Source organism: Streptomyces sp. NPDC088350, from assembly GCF_044753545.1.
Taxonomy (GTDB): Bacteria; Actinomycetota; Actinomycetes; order Streptomycetales; family Streptomycetaceae; genus Streptomyces.
Genome location: NZ_JBIVNL010000010.1, coordinates 286,100 through 302,673, shown reverse-complemented (window position 1 = coordinate 302,673; position 16,574 = coordinate 286,100). Strand labels below are relative to the sequence as shown.

Genomic DNA, 16,574 nt, shown 5'->3' with positions numbered 1-16,574 from the left:
CTTACAGTAGGAGTCCTATCGTGTTCGAAATGTCGTATGGCGCTCGTAACTTCGAACGGGACCGTAAAATCGAAGCGCTTCCGCGTCAATGGGTTGAGCACAGTGCAACGTTCATTCACGGGGGCGATTTCCGGACACAGCGGTCGTTCCCGGTCCCACAACGGCCATCGAATGACATGACGTCGGCAGTTGTGGGCGCGTAATCTCGGACCGGCTGTGCAACGGTGAGGTGGCTGAGTCGGCGTATGTCCTGGCATATTGCAGCGGTGCGCACGAAGAAGGAGATGCGGCGGTTCGCCGGCACCCTCATCGACCCCATGCGCGTTCCGGTCCCCGCCGATCCCGAGGCCCTGTTCGACGCGCTGGTCGACTCCGTCATCCGCTGGCGGGGGCGTGAAGTCGTGGTGCGCCGCGAGGTGTTCCCGCCGCACACCGCCAGCGGCCTGTGGCTGGAGGGCGACACGCAGGACATCATCGTCATCGACAGGCGCGCCGCCGCCTGGCACCAGATCGTGATCTTCTGCCACGAGGTGTGGCACATGCACCAGGGGACCGCCCGGCCCACTCCCGCGCCGACCGCCGACGGCAGCCCCCGACCCGTCGCCGCCCGTACCGACTTCAGCCTCGCCGACGAACAAGAGGCCGACCGCTTCGGCATGTTGATGAGCGGACGGCTGCGGCCCTGGCTGGAGTCCGCGGCGGCCGGGAACTCCGCGCACGGCCCCGGCGCAGCCGACGACGGAACGCAGCAGGGGGTCGCCGGGCGCATCGGGGCCGCCCTGAACTACCGCGGAACCAGAAAATGAGCGGCCTGATCGACTACCTCAGCTGCGGCCTGCTGTGGCTGGGCCTGCTGGTGAAGGCCCCGGACCTGATACGCCACTGGCGCGACCCCTATCTCCGCGTCATCTGCGTGTTCCTCGGCCTGGCCGGCGCCTGCTTCCTCCTCGGGGCACCGCCCACCGTCGGCGCGATCAACCACCTCAGCGGCGTCCCGAACCTCGCCGCACCGCTCACCTACGCGTCGGTCACCGCCTACGGCGCCTCCTCGCAGGTCCTGATCGTCTACTGGCGGGGCGGCCCGCACGTCCACCGCACCGCCCGCCGCTGGATCATGGCCTACGCCCTCGTCCTCGTCGGCATCGCCGTGATGTTCGCGCTCGGCGACACCCCCGTGGAGCGCCGCACCGACTTCGACACCTACTACGCGACGACCCCGTTCATCGCCGAGATGATCGTGCTGTACCTGGCCGGGCATCTCGCCGCCGTCAGTGTCACCGCGGTGTCGGCGCTGCGCTGGGCCCGGCAGGTGCGCGGCTGGCTCCGGGCCGGCCTGATCACCCTGGGCGTCGGCTCGCTGTGCGGCGCCGGGTACAGCCTGACCAAGTTCGCGGCGGTGATCGCGCGGTGGAGCGGGCGCGACTGGACGAAGCTCGGTACGACCGTCTCGCCGGTCGCCGCCGGACTGGGCGCCGTCCTGACCGTCATCGGCGTCCTGATCCCGCTGGCCGGCCCCCGGCTGACCCAACGGCGGCGGGAGCGGCGGACGTACGCCCGTCTCGGGCCGCTGGAACACGAGCTGGACGAACTCCTCACCCGCCGCGCGCTGCGCCTGCCGAGGCCGCGCTGGTCCTCCCCCGCCACCCGGCTGGTGTGGCGCCAGACGAGCATCCACAACGCGCTCGGCCACCTGGACGCGTTCTTCGACCGGGCCCTGTACGAACGGACGTGGGAGGCCGCGGCGCGCACCACGGGCGACCCGGAGCAGGCCGAGGCGACCGCGTGGGCGGCGGTCGTCGCCGCGGCCGTGGCCGAGGAGCGGACCCACGACGACCCGCGCCCCGCGCCCGCCGGCGACCCGGACCGGCTCCCCGACCGGGCCCCCGGCACGGCCCTTCTCCCGCACATCGCCGACGAGTTGACCCGGTCCCCGCTCGTCGCCGCCGCCCGGGTCCGCACCGGCACGACGGAAGGGAGCACCCGGGCATGAGCCTCATGGTGTACGTCGCCGCCGCCGTCTTCGGACTGTCCTGCACCGTCCTGCTGCGCCGCCCCCTGAGCTTCCCGCGCGACCCGCTGACCGTGTCCACCTGCGCGGCGATCGTCCTCGGCTCCCTGGCCCTGGTCTGCTCCGCGCCGCCGACCCTGAGCGCGGTCAACGGCCTCACCGGCATCACGAACTTCGGCGCCCCGCTCACCTACGGCATGCTCTCCGCGTACAGCTGCTCCCTGCTCGTCCTGCTGATCCAGTGGCGGGGCGGCTCCCCCGCCCGGATCCGCCGCATGGTGCTGCGCAGCATGGCCGCCTACGGCGCGCTGATCGTCGCCATCGTCGTCCTCTTCATGCTCGCGAACCCGAACACCGAACGGCTCACCGACCTGGACACGTACTACGCCAACACCCCGTACATGCGCGAGATGATCGTGCTGTACCTCCTCGGGCACAGCGCGGCCACGCTCGTGATGTGCACCGTGTGCGTCACCTGGGTCCGCAAGGTCACCGGTCTGCTCAAAACGGGACTGCAACTGATCCTCATCGGCACCCTGTTGGACGTGGTCGGCTTCCAGTTCGTCAAGTACACGGCGGTGGTGGCCCGTTGGACCGGTCACGACCTGGACTTCCTCTCCACCGGCATCGCCCCGCCGATGGCCTCGCTGGCCGCCCTGACCTGTTCCGCGGGCTTCGCCCTGCCGAGGCTGCTGCCCATGGCCCGCGCGCACTGGCGCGACCTGGGCGACCTGCGCGGCCTGGGCCCGCTGTGGTCGGAGGTCCGCTTCGCGTCCATCGCCCCGAAGCCGCCCAGCGGACTGTGGCAGCTCCCCCGGATGCGGCTGCACTGGCGCGAAGTGTCCATCCACGACGGCCTGTTGGCCCTCGCCCCGTACTTCGACGACCGCGTCCGCGAACAAACCCGCGACGCCGCCCTCCACGCGGGCCACTCCGCCCACGAGGCCCGCGTCACGGCCGAGGCCGCCATGGTCGCCGACGCCGCCCGCCGCGCCGCCGCCCGAGAGGAACCTTTCCTCACCCCGAGCACATACCGCCTCTACGCCACGGAGGTCTCCGACACGGACGGCCTGGTCGAGCTGGCCCGCGCCCTGGCCCACTCCCGCCTCACGACAGCGATACCGGAGAACACGATGAAGGCAACGCCGCGGTGATGTTTTTAGGGGCGCGGGGGGCTGGGCTTTTTGGACGCGCGGGGGCCGAGCCTTTCAGGGCGCAGGGGGCTGGGCCTTTTAGACGTGCGGGGCCGAGTCTTTAGGGGTGCAGGGGGCCGGGCCCTTCAGACACGCAGGGGTCAAGCCTTTAGGGGCGCGGAGGGCTGGACCCTTCAGACACGCGAGGGCCGAGTCCTTAAGGGCACAGGAGGCTGGACCCTTCAGACACGCCGGGGCCAAGTCTTCAGGGGCGCGGGGAACTGCGCGACCAGCCACAACGCGCCCGCGCCCGAAACTCAACGCTCACCCCCCAAATGCAGGCTGCGCCAACCCCTTCCCCGCCCCCGGCACAACAAGCAGCGACCCAGCAACAGGATGCGGCGCCTCCAACCCCACCCGAGCCGTCGTCACGTACAAGTCAGTCAACCCCGCCCCCCCGAACGCACACGCGGTCACCAACGGCACCGGCAACGAAACCACCCGCTCCAACTCCCCGTCCGGCGTATACCTCCGCACCGCACCCCCACCCCACAACGCCACCCACACACACCCCTCGGCATCAACGGTCAACCCGTCAGGGAACCCCGCACCGACCTCGACCTCAGCGAAGCGCCGCCGCTTGGTCACCCGCCCGTCCGCGTACTCGAACACATCGACCCGACGCGTGGGCGAGTCGATGTAGTACATGAGCCGCCCGTCCGGACTCCACCCCGTCCCGTTGCTCACCGCGACATCGTCAAGAACCAGCCGCACGGAACCGTCCCCGGTGACCCGGGACAACGTGCCACCACAGGCCGCCTCGTCGTACCGCATCGTGCCCACCCACAACGCCCCGTCGGGCGCGACGGCCGCGTCGTTGGCGCGCCGCCCGGGAACCGGCTCCCGGTGCAGCCACCGGAACCCGCCGTCCTCGTCGAGGAGCCCGACCCCGTCCCGGAGATTGAGGACCAGCCCCCCGCCGACCCGCGGCTTCGCCGCGCCCACGTGCTGCTCGGTCACCCGGACCGTGCGCGCGCCGGACGCGGGGTCGTACGTATGCACCCGGGAGCCGAGGATGTCGATCCAGATCAGCCGCCCGGCCGCCGCGTCCCACGTCGGCCCCTCGCCGAGGGTGGCCTCGGCCCGTACCGCCACCTCGTACGTCATGCCACGCTCCGGTACCCGAGACGCTCCGACAGTTCGGCCGCGCCCTTCACGGCGAGCTGCTCCAGCTCGACCCGGCGTTCGTCGCTCCAGCGGATCATGGGGACGGAGATGGAGAGCGCGGCGACGACCTGTCCGGTGCGGTCCCGGACCGGAGCGGCCACACAGGACACATCCGGATTCGACTCACGACTCTCGACCGCGACCCCGCGCGAGCGGATCTCGGCGAGGGCCTCCCGCAGGGCGGCCGGCTGCACGATGCTGTTGGGCGTCATCGCGACCAGCGAGGCGTCGGCGGGGATGCGGGCGGTCAGCTCCGGGTCGGGGAGGGACGCCAGCAGCATCTTGCCCACGGAGGTGCAGTGGGCGGGCAGCCGCCGGCCGGCCGCCGACACCATGCGCACGGCGTGCGTGGAGTCGACCTTGGCGATGTAGATGACGTCGGTGCCTTCGAGGATCGCCACGTGCACGGTCTCGTCGCAGGTCTCGGCGACGGACCGGGCGACCTGCTGGCCCTCGGCGGCGAGGTCGAGCTGCTCGGCGTACCGGCTCCCGAGCTGGTACGGGCGGACCCCGAGCCGGTACCGTCCGGGTTGTCCGGGCACGGGCACGATGTACGAGCGGGCGGAGAGAGTGGTGACCAGTTCGTGCACGGTGGTGCGCGGCAGCTGCAGCTTGCGCACGATGTCGGGGGCGGAGAGCGTCCCGTCCCCGTCGAGGAAGAGCTCGAGAATGTCGAGAGCCCGGGTCACGGCAGGTACGAGGCGTCCCACAACCGGCCCCCTTCTAGGTGTCTGTGAGTGGCTGGACCAAGTGTTGTATCGCGTGCTGCACCGCCTGCCGAATCTCGCGCGTGTTCGAGATTTCAACTGACGATCGGGATAACGAACACAGGCTAGCCATACCGCGGTGCCCGGGCAATGGTCGGGTGACCGCTCGACTACCGACCGCCCCTCGGATCACCCAGTTCACCGCGCAACCGCTGTGCCCGCAGGACCAGTTCGAGCTCGAACCGGCGGTCCGGGTGGTCGATCTCGTCGCCCCACAGTTCGCGGATCTGCCGGAGGCGATAGCGCACGGTCTGCGGATGCACACCGAGCCGCGCGGCCACCTCCGGCGCCCCGCCGCGCGTCTCCAGCCACGCCAGCAACGTCTCGGCGAGCCGCCGCCGGTGCGTCGGCCCGCAGTGCCGCAACGGCGCAAGACACCGCAGCGCGAGATCGTCGATCAGCTCCTCGGGCTGGAGCAGCACCAGCGCCTCGGTGTGCTCGGTGCAGTACAGCACCCCTCCCGCCGGCAGCAGCCCCCGCTCCATCAGCCCTACGGCGGCCTCGGCCCAGCGCGCCGACTTCACCGCGTCGGCCAGCGGCACCGGGGGCCCGATCGCGCCCGCCCAGCCGGTCAGGGCCCGGTGCAGCAGGTCGGGGCGGCCGGCGGCGTCCGGTTCGGGGACGACCATGCGGGGCTGCTCGTACTCCATGTCGAGCAGGACCTCCTGGCCCACGGCGGGGGCGACGGCCTCGCGGGCCGGGCGCAGCAGGACACCGACGGCGACCTTGTCGGGCAGCGGCCAGCCGATCCGGGCGGCGCGTTCGGCGAGGGCCTCGGCCGGGTCGCCGCGGTGGTGCTCGGCGAGGAGGAGTTCCATGAGCCGGCGCTGGAGCCGCAGCCGTTCCCCCGCCTGTCTCGCGGCGGCCTCCGCGTACCCCCGCACGGACTGGTCGACCAGTCCGTCGAGGTACTCGTAGCCCGCGTCGACGAGTTCGTACATCGCGGGCGGCGGGATCTCCACGCGCTGGCCGATCTCGGCGAAGCGGCGCCAGGCGAGCCGTACGCCCATGCGGTAGATCGCCTGGAGCGAGTCGAGGCTGCGGCCGTGCAGGCCCTCGCCGCGCCCGAACTCCTGGAAGACGCCCGGCGGTACGGTCGGGCGGCCCTCGGCGGTCTCCAGGTGCTGGACGAAGACCTCGATGGCGCGGCGGATGCCGATCATGGCCATGGGTTCGCCCGACTCGTCGAGAACCAGGGGCAGTTGGGGGTACTCGCGGCGGATCTCGCGCAGGATCTCCTCGGCGAGCGCGGGCGCCTCGGCCAGGGCGATCGCGGCGAACTCGCGCACCTGGTGGCGCGGCACGTCGAGCCACGCCGAGCGCGCGGTCACGGTCGCCGGGCGGACGGTCGCCGGTGGTGCGGTCGCCGGTCGAGCGGCCATGGGGTCAACTCCCCTGGCCCGCTTGCTCGTACGTGATCAACGGTGTGTTCGGCTGGTCGGGCCTGGCGTCGAGCAGCGCGACGATGCCGAGCGCGGCACCCACGGCGAGGGCGGCGGCCAGGGCCATGGTGAGCGCGACGGCGAGCAGTCTGGACATCGCAGGGTCGGCCTCTCTGTTCCGAGGTTGTGTCCCGAGTTCCCGGGGGTTGTGTCCCCAGGTCGTCCCACCCCTGCCCGTCGGCCCCAGTGTCGGCAGACATTGACACTCCGTCAAGGGGCGGTCTACGGTTCCCGGCCCATAGAGCGGCCCGAACTCCGTAACCAAACTTCACTGGAGTGCCCGGATGCGCCGTACAGCCTCTCCACTTTCCCTGATCCTGCTGGGACTTGGCACGTTTCTGCTGGTCCTGGCGCCGATGCTGGCGTGGTACGTCGAACCGCGGGCCGCCGTGACCCCGATCAACATCGACACCACCGCCGTCTACCAGGGCACCGGCAGCTACTTCGACACCGGCGAGCTGCGGACCGTGGACGACAAGCGGATCACCGTGACCCAGCAGGTCCGCGGCGATGTCGCGGACAGCGAGAAGAGCGGGGACGCGGTGTGGGACGTCACCACGACCGTCGACACCGACAAGTCGCTGCCGGCCGCCGATCCGCACGACGCGCTGGAGTTCTTCCCCAGCCGCTGGGTCACGGACCGTAAGACCAACAAGCCCGTGCACTGCTGCCACGAGAACCCCTACTTCGAGGGCGACGCCTTCCTGAAGTTCCCGTTCGACGTGCGGAAACACGCCTACCAGTGGTGGGACAACTCCCTCAATTCCACGGTGACTTTGCGTTACTCCGGCACCAAGAAGGTGCAGGGCTACTCGGGTTACGTCTTCAAGGGCACGGTCCCGCCCACGAAGATCGGCACCCGGCTGGTACCGGGCAGCCTCGTCGACCAGCCGGGCTCCCCCCAGGTGCTGGCCGAGGAGTGGTACTCCAACCACGGCATCGAGCTGGTCGTCGACCAGCGCACGGGCCGCGTGATCTACGCCCAGGTCGGCCCCCGCCGCACCCTCCGCGCCCCCGGCCACGCCTACGACGCGGTACTGCTCCTGGACGCCGACAAGCTCTCCTTCACCACCGCCACCCAGAAGGAACAGGTGAAACTGGCGAAGAAGGAGAGCGGCCAACTGCGCCTGGTGGGCCAGTCGTTGCCGATCGGTACCGCTGTGGCCGGATTCGTCCTCGCCGTGATCGGTGGCGTTTTGGCGCTACGAGGGCGTCGGCGACCGGAATCACCCGACTCGGCCCGTTCCGAGCCCACGATGTGACGTGACGTCAGTTCTAATAACCCCGGAAATTGTCACCTCGGTGAGTAGCAGAGTCGGACGGCGGGGCGAAAACTGTCCAATCCCACCCGAGCACAGCCCGTCCACAACCTGTCCGTAACCACAGCTCAGACCCCCCACAGAACTCCGCACCGCGCCCCGCCCTCACCCTGCAGAGTTCCGCACCCTGAGACGAGTTGGAGCGCCCATGCCCCAGCACGTGCCCTACCCTCCCCCACCCTCGAATTCACTCGGGTGGGGGGACCCCCACCGCACCCCGTTTCCTCCGGTCGCGCAGCACCCGCCGGCACCCGTGCCGCAACCGCGCCGCATCGTTTTCCTCGCGCACCGCGATCTCGACAACCCCTCGGCCGGCGGCTCCGAACTCCTCGTCGACCGACTGGCCGACGGCCTGACCCGACTCGGCCACCAGGTCACCCTGTTGTGCGGCGGCCCCGCCGCCTACCGCGACTACAGAGTCGTGTCGGCGGGCGGTGCCTACGGCCACTACCTGCGCGCCCGTACCGCGTTCACCCGGCAGGTCGGTGACTGCGATCTGCTGGTCGAGGTGTGCAACGGCATGCCCTACTTCGCTCCCGTGTGGCACCACGGTCCGACCCTGTGCCTGGTCAACCACGTCCACACCGACCTGTGGAAGATGCGGTTCGGCGGGCCGATGGCACCGGCGGCGAGAATCGGCCGGAGACTCGAACACTGGGCGCTGACCGGGGCGCAGCACCACGGCCTGCTGGTCGCGGTCTCCCCCTCGACCGCGCACGCGCTGCGCGGGATCGGGGTCGAGCGGGACCGGATTCGGGTCGTCCACAACGGGGTCGAGGAGCCAGGGCCCCGTGCCGAGCGCTCGCCGGAACCGCTGTTCGTGGCGGTGGGGCGGCTCGTCGAGTACAAGCGGATCGATCTGCTGCTGCGGCTGTGGGAGCGGGTACGTCCCGTGGTCGGCGGGCGTCTTGTGATCGTGGGTGATGGTCCTGAGCGTGCGTCTTTGGAGCGGCTCGCGGGGCCCGGGGTGGAGTTCACGGGGCATGTCTCGGAGTCTCGGAAACACGAACTGCTCTGTGCGGCCTGGTTGTTGCTGCATCCGTCCGCGCTGGAGGGGTGGGGCTTGGTCGTGACGGAGGCGGCGGCCCGCGAGACGCCCGCGATCGCCTTCGACGTGCCGGGGTTGCGTGACTCCGTTGTCGATGGCGAGACGGGTGTACTGGCGCGGGGGGAGTCCTCGTTCGCGGCGGCCTGGTGCACGTTGGCGTTGTCCGGGCGTCGGCGTGAGGTGATGGGCAAGGCGGCTCGTGATCGTGCGGGACGCTATCGCTGGGATCGAACGGTGAGACAGTTCCGCCTGGTGGCCAGCGAGGCGGTGAGGGGCTGGACGCCGTGACGCCCATACGCCGTGCCGGTGAGGCTGTCACGCGACTGCGGAATCGTCGTGGCTGGTCGCGCAGTTCCCCGCGCCCCTATCGGGACGCCCCAGTCGACCGGCATTTGAAGGATCCCTCTCTTCGTCGGTCCCTCGCCCTCTTTCGTGCCTTCCTGCGTGAACAGGAGGACCCCGACTTCTGCTACTCGTTGCTCGCCCGCGACGCCGTTGATCAAGTCGAGGCCCACTACGGGCCTGTTGCCGGACGCACTGTCGTGGACGTCGGTGGCGGCAGCGGGTACTTCACCGAGGAGTTCCGGCGGCGTGGCGCCCACGCCTACCTCTTCGAGCCTGACGTACGGGAGTTGGGGGAGAAGCCGCCCGACGGGACGGTGATCGCCGACGGGTATCTCCTGCCCCTCTCCGACGGAATCGCGGATGTGACGTTCACGTCCAACGTCCTTGAGCACGTGGCCGATCCGGAGACGTTTCTCAGTGAGCTGGCTCGGGTGACGCGGCCCGGTGGGCTGATCTATGTGTCGTTCACCAACTGGCTGTCCCCGTGGGGCGGTCACGAGTGGGCGCCCTGGCACTACCTCGGCGCCGAACGGGCCCGCGCCCGCTACCGGCGCCGAACCGGCAAGGACGCCAAGCACACCCTCGGCGAGAACCTGTTCGCCGTGCACATCGGCACCACCCTGCGGCAGGTGCGCGCCCGCGACGACGTCATGGTCGTCGCGGCGCGCTCCCGCTACTGGCCCTTCCTCGACCGAGCCGTCGTAAAAGTGCCCGGGATAAGGGAGTTGGCCACCTGGAACCTCCTCCTCATCCTCCGGCGGTGTCCACCATGACGGCGACCACGGTCCAGGCACCGCCCCCGGCGGCCGACCCCACCACCACGACACTGGCGGGCCCCCCGGAGGGCCCGAGGTCGCGGCGCTGGCTGCTGGGGTTCTGGGCCGTGGTGTTCGTGCTGTTCCTCGCCGTGCACCCGGGACGCCAGACCTTCGACACCAAGCTCGGCGTCACCGTGGACCCGGGTCAATTCCTGTCCGACCTGGGCCAGTTGTGGCACGACCGGGGTTCCTTCGGCGGCATCCAGGACCAGTACGTCGGCTACCTGTGGCCGATGCTGCCGTTCTACTGGCTGGCCCACGCCGTGCACCTGCCGGTGTGGCTCGCGGAACGGCTGTGGCTGTCGCTGGTCGTGTCGGTCGCCTTCTGGGGCGCGCTGCGGCTTGCCGAACGCCTGCGCATCGGGAGTCCCGCGTCCCGGCTGCTCGCCGCCGTGACGTACGCGCTGTGGCCGGTGTTCACGATCGTCGTGGGCTCGACCTCGGCCGCCGCGCTCCCCGGAGCCTTCCTCCCCTGGGTCCTGCTGCCGCTGACCGACGAGCGCTGTACGGCCCGTATCGCGGCCCTCCGCTCGGCACTGATCGTCCCGTTCATGGGCGGTGTCAACGCGGCGGCGACCCTCGCGTCCCTGCTGCCGGTGGGCCTGTATCTGCTGTCCCGGCCGCCGGGACCGAGACAGCGCAAGCTGATCGCCTGGTGGGTGCCGGGAGTGGTCCTGGCGACGGCGTGGTGGTGGATCCCGCTCCTCATGCTCGGCGTCTACGGCGAGAACTTCCTTCCCTACGTGGAGACTTCGCAGACCACGACGGACACCATGTCGGCGACGGAGGGCCTGCGCGGAGCCGGGAACTGGGTCGCCTATCTGCACCTGGGCGAGGCCTGGATACCGGCCGGCTGGACGGTCGCCTCCTCGGTGATCGTGATCGTCTGCTCGGCACTCGCGGCGGGCCTCGGCCTCGCGGGACTGGCCAGACGGGACATGCCCGAGCGGCGCTGGCTGGTGCTGATCGGGGTGTCGGTGGCACTGGTCCTGTTCGCCGGGTACGGCGGCTCGTTCGGGGCACCCTTCCACGGGCTGGTGCAGGACTGGCTGAACGGCCCGCTCGTGCCCTTCAGGAACATCTACAAGTTCCAGGCGGGGCTCGCTCTCGCACTCGTCCTGGGTCTGGCCCACCTGGTGGGCGTGGCGGCCGAGACCCGCGGCGCCCGTCCGATCAGGGGCCGCCGCCTCGCCCCGCTGATCGCGCTGGTCCTCGTCCTGCCCGGTCTGGCCTGGCCGTATCTCAACGGGTCGATCCTGAACCCGGGTTCGTTCCAGCAGCTCCCCAAGTACTGGCAGGCCACGGCGGACTGGCTGGAGAAGTACTCCCCGGACTCCCGGGCCCTGGTCGTCCCGGCGACCGCGCACGGCCTCTACACCTGGGGCTCCCCCATCGACGAGCCGTTGGACGTGCTGGCCAACTCCCGCTGGGCGGAACGGGATTACGTCCCGATGGGCACCCCCGGCAACCGGCGCGCGATGGACGCGGTCGAACAGGCACTGGCGAGCGGGAGTGAAGTCCCGGGCCTGGCCGACTACTTGAGCCGGGCGGGCGTCTACTACGTCGTCGTCCGCAACGACCTGGACCCCGACCAGATCGGCTACGTCCCGACGACCACCGTCAAACGCACCCTGGAACAGTCCGGCTACCAGCGGGTCACCGGCCTGGGCCCGGTGATGACCGGCGGCCGGATAGCGAACGACACCCCGCTCCAGGTCGAGGGCCTCTACCCGCGCCAACGGGCGGTCGAGATCTACGAGCCGACGAGCAAGGACGTGATCCGCCCCGGCCAGGCGGGCCTGATGCCGGTGGCCGACACGGCGGTGGTCTCCGGCGGCCCGGAGTCGATCCTCCCCCTGGCCACCGAACTCCGGGGCAGGGCAACGGTGTTGACGGGCGACAACCACCCCGGGCTGGGCTCCCCCACGCTCCAGGTGGTGGGCGACGGACTGCGCCGGGCGGACACCCGGTTCGGCCTCGTCGACGCCAACACCTCGTACACGTACACCCCCGACGAACGCAACGCCCCGGACGCCGTCCAGGACGCGGGCAAGAAGCCGAAACAGATCCTGCCGACGAAGGGCATCGCCCACCAGACGGTGGCGGAACTGCGCGGCGCCCGCTCGGTGACGGCGTCCTCCAGCGGCAACTGGCTGTTCTACCTGCCCCAGTACGACCCGGTGAACGCCTTCGACGGCAACCCCGACACCGCGTGGGCGGAGGGCGCGGCGGGCTCCCCGAACGGGCAGTGGCTGCGGATCGGCTTCACGGGCGGGTCGTACGACATGCCGGGTTCGTTCAAGGTCACCCCTCTCCCCCAGGAGAGCGTGCGGGCGGCGGCGACGGAGGTGCGGGTGGAGACGGCGAAGGGATCGGTGACCAGCTACCTCCAGCCGAACGGCATGACCCAGACCATCAAAGCCCCTTCAGGCACGACGAGTTGGATGAAGCTGACGATCGTCGACTCGGTGGCCCGCCGCACCGGACTCACCGGCGCGGGTTTCTCCGAGATCGCCCTGCCGCACGTCCAGGTCACCCGGCTCCTGAAGCTCCCGACCGACGCCGACTCCTCCGACTCGGCCGCCGAGATCATCTCCCTGCACCGCACGGCCGACCCGACCGGCCTCTCCGCGACGGGCACGGAGGCGGGCCTGCACCGCACGTTCTCGACGCCGACGGCGGGAACGTACGAGATGAAGGCGAGCGCGGTGGCGGTCCCCGGCGAGGAGCTGGACAAGCTGCTCTACGAGGTGGCCCCCGCCCAGCAGCACCGCATCACGGCGACGGCGGACTCCACGGCCGCGCTGGGGGCGGGCCTCTCGGCCCGCAACCTCACGGACGGAGACCTGACGACGGGCTGGATAGCGGGCGCGCGACCGACGATCCATCTCAGCTGGACCGGCAAACAGGCCGTAGGGGAAGTGGTGTTGGCCCCTGCCGGAGGCCTGTCGACGCGCGCCACCGAGGTGGACATCACCTCCCCCGACGGCGCGACGATCGCCGGCGTGGACGAGAACGGCGTGGTCCGCTTCGACCCGATCACCACGGACCGCCTGGACATCACGATCACGAAAACGGCCCCGCTCACCCTGCACAACCCGATAGCGGACGAGAACCTCCAGCTCCCCGTGGGCCTGACCGAGGCCTACATCCCGGCCCTGGACCAGTACCGCACCCCCCAGCCCGACCCCACCCGCACCTTCACGCTGGCCTGCGGAAAGGGGCCGGTGGTGGCGGTGGACGGCGAGCTGTACCAGACGAGCGTGACGGGGACGGTAGGGGACCTGACGGAGCGGCGGGCGGTGGATGTGACGCTCTGTCAACAGGGGCGGAGCGACGGCGGGTTGGAGCTGACGTCGGGCACCCACCGGGTGGAGGCGGGAGACGCCGGCCCCCTGGAACTCACGGACGTGACCCTGACCCGAGGGACGGTGACCGAACCCACCGCCGACACAAGGAAGTCGACGATCCAGGACTGGCTGGGCGACCGCCGCGAGGTGACGGTGGGCGCGGGTGCCGCTTCCTACTTCACGACCTACGAGAACTACAACAACGGTTGGAAAGCCACCCTGAACGGCAAGGAGTTGACCTCGGTCCGCCTGGACGGCTGGCAACAGGGCTGGCGTATCCCCGCAGGCGCGGGCGGCACGGTCAAGCTCTCCTACGAACCCGCGACGACGTACAAGGCCGGCCTCATCGGCAGCGGAGCCGCACTGGTCATCCTCCTGGCCCTGGTGATCTGGCGCCGCGACGAACCGAACTCCGACGAGGTGCAACCACCCCCACCCCTCCCCGGCCTGTGGCTCGGCACGGTGGCACTGACGCTGGTCGGCGTGGTGATAGCGGGCTGGTTCGCCCTGCTGGTACCCGCACTGGCGCTACTGGCATACCGCCGGCACGCGTTGCTGGTCCCGATCGCGTTCGTGGCGCTGGCGGGCTCGGGTGTCGCGGCGGCGACGGGCGCCGGTGCCCCGGTGGGCGCGGGCGAGGGAGCGTTCAGCCACACCGCCCAACTCCTCGCGCTGATCGGCTTGTTCGCGGGTCTGGTGAGCGTGCGGGAGTGGAGAGAGCCGGGCGCTCTGGGCTCCACGCTGGTGCTGCCACCGGCACCCCTGCCGCACAGGGAACGGGGGACGAGCGCGCTGGGCGCGGGGGAGAGGCCAGGACCGGTGGAGTCCAGCTCGACGATCTCCGCACGGGGCCCGGAACACCAGGCCCCCGTTACTCCGATCCCCGGGCCCAGCTCTCAACCAACGGCACCCGAGGGCGCCCCCGAAGGGGCGCGGGGCTCTGACATTTGCGGCTCCGCCGCGTGGGCGCGCCCAGCCCCCACGGACCCGCAGCAAAAGGACGCACCCCAATGACCGCACTGGACCAACCCGCCCGAGCCAACAACCCCGCCCGCCCCCTCCCCCGCATCCCCTTCCCCACAGTCGACGAAATCGCCCGCCACTGCCACCAGTCCACCGAACCGGAAACCGTCCACATCGAGGTACACCTCCCCGGCCCCCTAAACCCGGAACGGCTCCGCACCGCCGTCACCGAAGCCCTGCACCGCCACCCCCGCATCCTCATGCGCGAGGCCCCCGGCCCCTGGTACCGCCGCCGCTACGAATGGGAGCTGACGGATTCCCCGGACGTAGAGGTGGTGACCTTCCCGCCCCCCACCCGCGACGCGCTCCAACACGCCCGCACCCGCGCCCTGGACCGAACCCCACCCCTCACCGCATCCCCACCCATCCGCCTCGAAGCAATCCCCCTCGCCCACAACAGCGGCTCAGCCCCCGGCACGGGCCCCCGCACCGCCCTCGTCCTCACCGTCAACCACACCGCACTGGACGGCCCCGCCTGCCTCCGCGTCCTCGCCACCGCAGCGGAGCTGTACGGCGGAAAGGACAACTCCCCGACCGCCCCACCGACCCGCCCCCCGGACACCCCCGAACCCCCCACGGACACCCCGTCCGTCTGGACCCCGCCCGCCCGAGTCGCCCCCGGCACCCCCGACCCCTCCCCCGGCGGCAACGGCCTCCTCCTCGTCGAACTCCCCGTCCCGCACCGCCCCAAGGGCTCCCCGTACACGGTGAACGACCAACTCATGGTCACGACGGCCCTGATGATCGCCCACTGGAACCGCGAACACGGCGAACACCCCCGCCCGATGCGCATCACGATGCCCGTGGACGACCGCCCCCGGGACACGGACATGCCGATAGGCAACGGCACGCGACTCGTGGAAGTCACCTTCGCCCCAGACGAGTTGACCACCGGAGCAGACCCCGCCCGGATGGGCGAACTGCTCCACCGCACAGCAACCCGGACGCGCGCCCTCAAAGCCCTCCCCCGCCCCCAACTCGGCCACGGCGCGACCCTGTTGACGACCCCCGTCGTCCCCGTCGCCTGGCGCGCCACCCTCACCCGCGGCCTGCGCAGGGCCGCCGCCCCCTGGACCTCGACCACCCTGCTCAGCAACATCGGCCGCATCCCCTACACCCTGGACTTCGGCGACGAGGCGGGCCGTGCGCACGCCGTGTGGTTCTCGGCCCCGGCCCGCATGCCCCGCGGCCTGACCGTGACGACCGCCTCCACCGCGGGCAGGCTGCACGTGGCCCTGCGCTGGTCCCGCACCCTCCTCGGCCCCGGCGACGGCGCCCACCTCCGCGACCTGTTCGAGCACTACCTGCACACGACGGAGGAGCACTCGCGATGACGACCACCACGCCCCCGCACCACCCCACGACACACGACGACCTCCGCGACTTCTACGAGAACCCCGCCGTCCCCGTCGCCTCCGGCCCCTCCCGCACGCTCCGCCAGGCCCGCGTCCTGGCCGCCGCCCTGGGCCCGGCGACGGCCACCCGGCAGGCCCGCACGATCCTCGACATCGGCTGCGGCGACGGCACCGCCGCAGCCACCGCCGCGCCTCTCCTCACCGGCCACCGCGTCGTCGGCGTCGACTGGTCCCAGGACGCCCTCACCCGCGCCCGCACCCATCTGCCGTACACGGTCCGCGGTGAACTCACCGCGTTGCCCCTGCGGACGGCCTCCGCCGACGCCGTGCTGTTCAGCGAGGTGATCGAGCACCTCGTCGACCCGGACACGGCGCTCGCCGAGATCCGCCGTGTCCTGCGCCCGGGAGGCCATCTCATGCTGTCCACACCGAACTTGGCGGCCTGGTACAACCGCGCCCTGCTGCTCGCCGGCGTCCAGCCCGTGTTCTCGGAGGTGAGCCTGCGCGCGATCCACGGCCGCCCCGGCAAGGAGGTCGTAGGGCATCTGCGGCTCTACACCCCGCGTGCGCTGCGGGAGTTCGTGACGGCGGCCGGCTTCGAGGTCGTACGGCTCACGGGCGCTCCCTTCCACGGCGTACCGCGACCGTTGCGCCCGCTCGACCGACTGGCCTGTGCCAGACCGTCGTTGGCGTCGATCCTGCTGTTGCACGCGCGGAAGACATAGGGGCGCGGCCGTGT

At 71.0% G+C, this 16,574-nt stretch carries 13 protein-coding genes; 9 read left to right on the top strand and 4 right to left on the bottom strand.

Going from position 1 to position 16,574, the window contains the following annotated elements; genetic code table 11:
* The first annotated feature begins 266 nt into the window (after positions 1-266).
* The 3 genes from ACIQBL_RS33810 to ACIQBL_RS33800 are packed head-to-tail and all read left to right on the top strand — an operon-like array spanning position 267 to position 3,162.
* The gene (locus ACIQBL_RS33810) at positions 267-806 is read left to right on the top strand and encodes a toxin (protein WP_401948594.1); all 540 of its coding nucleotides are present in this window, start codon (positions 267-269) and stop codon (positions 804-806) included.
* Positions 803-1,990, top strand: a complete 1,188-nt coding sequence (locus tag ACIQBL_RS33805) for an MAB_1171c family putative transporter (protein ID WP_401948591.1) — start codon at positions 803-805, stop codon at positions 1,988-1,990. The genes ACIQBL_RS33810 and ACIQBL_RS33805 overlap by 4 nt, the downstream gene beginning before the upstream one ends.
* Entirely contained in the window at positions 1,987-3,162 is a 1,176-nt protein-coding gene (locus ACIQBL_RS33800; RefSeq protein ID WP_401948588.1) for an MAB_1171c family putative transporter, read from the top strand. Before ACIQBL_RS33805 ends, ACIQBL_RS33800 begins: the two co-directional genes overlap by 4 nt.
* 303 nt (positions 3,163-3,465) lie before the next feature.
* Here ACIQBL_RS33800 and ACIQBL_RS33795 read toward each other — a convergent pair whose 3' ends face one another.
* The 4 genes from ACIQBL_RS33795 to ACIQBL_RS33780 all read right to left on the bottom strand — a co-directional run bounded on the left by ACIQBL_RS33795 (position 3,466) and on the right by ACIQBL_RS33780 (position 6,674).
* Positions 3,466-4,308 carry an SMP-30/gluconolactonase/LRE family protein gene (locus tag ACIQBL_RS33795; RefSeq protein ID WP_401948585.1) on the bottom strand — a complete coding sequence of 281 codons (843 nt, stop codon included), beginning with the start codon at positions 4,306-4,308 and terminating at the stop codon, positions 3,466-3,468.
* Positions 4,305-5,078 (bottom strand): IclR family transcriptional regulator, encoded by a 774-nt coding sequence (locus ACIQBL_RS33790; RefSeq protein WP_401948582.1) that lies wholly within the window; start codon positions 5,076-5,078, stop codon positions 4,305-4,307. The genes ACIQBL_RS33795 and ACIQBL_RS33790 overlap by 4 nt, the downstream gene beginning before the upstream one ends.
* 167 nt (positions 5,079-5,245) lie before the next feature.
* Complete coding sequence (locus ACIQBL_RS33785; protein WP_401948579.1) at positions 5,246-6,517, bottom strand: helix-turn-helix domain-containing protein; 1,272 nt, start codon at positions 6,515-6,517, stop codon at positions 5,246-5,248.
* Between the two features lie 4 nt (positions 6,518-6,521).
* Entirely contained in the window at positions 6,522-6,674 is a 153-nt protein-coding gene (locus ACIQBL_RS33780; protein ID WP_401948576.1) for a hypothetical protein, read from the bottom strand.
* A gap of 187 nt (positions 6,675-6,861) precedes the next feature.
* Between ACIQBL_RS33780 and ACIQBL_RS33775 the strand changes: the two genes are divergently transcribed.
* From ACIQBL_RS33775 to ACIQBL_RS33750, 6 genes are all read left to right on the top strand, one after another.
* Positions 6,862-7,839 carry a DUF3068 domain-containing protein gene (locus ACIQBL_RS33775; protein ID WP_401948574.1) on the top strand — a complete coding sequence of 326 codons (978 nt, stop codon included), beginning with the start codon at positions 6,862-6,864 and terminating at the stop codon, positions 7,837-7,839.
* A 205-nt stretch (positions 7,840-8,044) separates the two neighbouring features.
* Positions 8,045-9,232, top strand: coding sequence for a glycosyltransferase family 4 protein (locus ACIQBL_RS33770; protein ID WP_401948571.1), 1,188 nt, complete (start codon positions 8,045-8,047; stop codon positions 9,230-9,232).
* 104 nt (positions 9,233-9,336) lie between these two features.
* Entirely contained in the window at positions 9,337-10,062 is a 726-nt protein-coding gene (locus ACIQBL_RS33765) for a class I SAM-dependent methyltransferase (protein ID WP_401948568.1), read from the top strand.
* Positions 10,059-14,471, top strand: a complete 4,413-nt coding sequence (locus ACIQBL_RS33760) for an alpha-(1->3)-arabinofuranosyltransferase family protein (protein ID WP_401948809.1) — start codon at positions 10,059-10,061, stop codon at positions 14,469-14,471. Before ACIQBL_RS33765 ends, ACIQBL_RS33760 begins: the two co-directional genes overlap by 4 nt.
* Positions 14,468-15,814, top strand: a complete 1,347-nt coding sequence (locus ACIQBL_RS33755; RefSeq protein WP_401948565.1) for a condensation protein — start codon at positions 14,468-14,470, stop codon at positions 15,812-15,814. The genes ACIQBL_RS33760 and ACIQBL_RS33755 overlap by 4 nt, the downstream gene beginning before the upstream one ends.
* Complete coding sequence (locus ACIQBL_RS33750; RefSeq protein WP_401948562.1) at positions 15,811-16,560, top strand: methyltransferase domain-containing protein; 750 nt, start codon at positions 15,811-15,813, stop codon at positions 16,558-16,560. Before ACIQBL_RS33755 ends, ACIQBL_RS33750 begins: the two co-directional genes overlap by 4 nt.
* Positions 16,561-16,574: the final 14 nt, after the last annotated feature.

Coding starts and splice junctions, on each gene's coding strand:
- ACIQBL_RS33805 (WP_401948591.1), top strand. CDS start 803: ATGAGCGGCCTGATCGACTACCTCAGCTGCGGCCTGCTGTGGCTGGGC.
- ACIQBL_RS33800 (WP_401948588.1), top strand. CDS start 1,987: ATGAGCCTCATGGTGTACGTCGCCGCCGCCGTCTTCGGACTGTCCTGC.
- ACIQBL_RS33795 (WP_401948585.1), bottom strand. CDS start 4,308: ATGACGTACGAGGTGGCGGTACGGGCCGAGGCCACCCTCGGCGAGGGG.
- ACIQBL_RS33785 (WP_401948579.1), bottom strand. CDS start 6,517: ATGGCCGCTCGACCGGCGACCGCACCACCGGCGACCGTCCGCCCGGCG.
- ACIQBL_RS33780 (WP_401948576.1), bottom strand. CDS start 6,674: ATGTCCAGACTGCTCGCCGTCGCGCTCACCATGGCCCTGGCCGCCGCC.
- ACIQBL_RS33775 (WP_401948574.1), top strand. CDS start 6,862: ATGCGCCGTACAGCCTCTCCACTTTCCCTGATCCTGCTGGGACTTGGC.
- ACIQBL_RS33770 (WP_401948571.1), top strand. CDS start 8,045: ATGCCCCAGCACGTGCCCTACCCTCCCCCACCCTCGAATTCACTCGGG.
- ACIQBL_RS33760 (WP_401948809.1), top strand. CDS start 10,059: ATGACGGCGACCACGGTCCAGGCACCGCCCCCGGCGGCCGACCCCACC.
- ACIQBL_RS33755 (WP_401948565.1), top strand. CDS start 14,468: ATGACCGCACTGGACCAACCCGCCCGAGCCAACAACCCCGCCCGCCCC.
- ACIQBL_RS33750 (WP_401948562.1), top strand. CDS start 15,811: ATGACGACCACCACGCCCCCGCACCACCCCACGACACACGACGACCTC.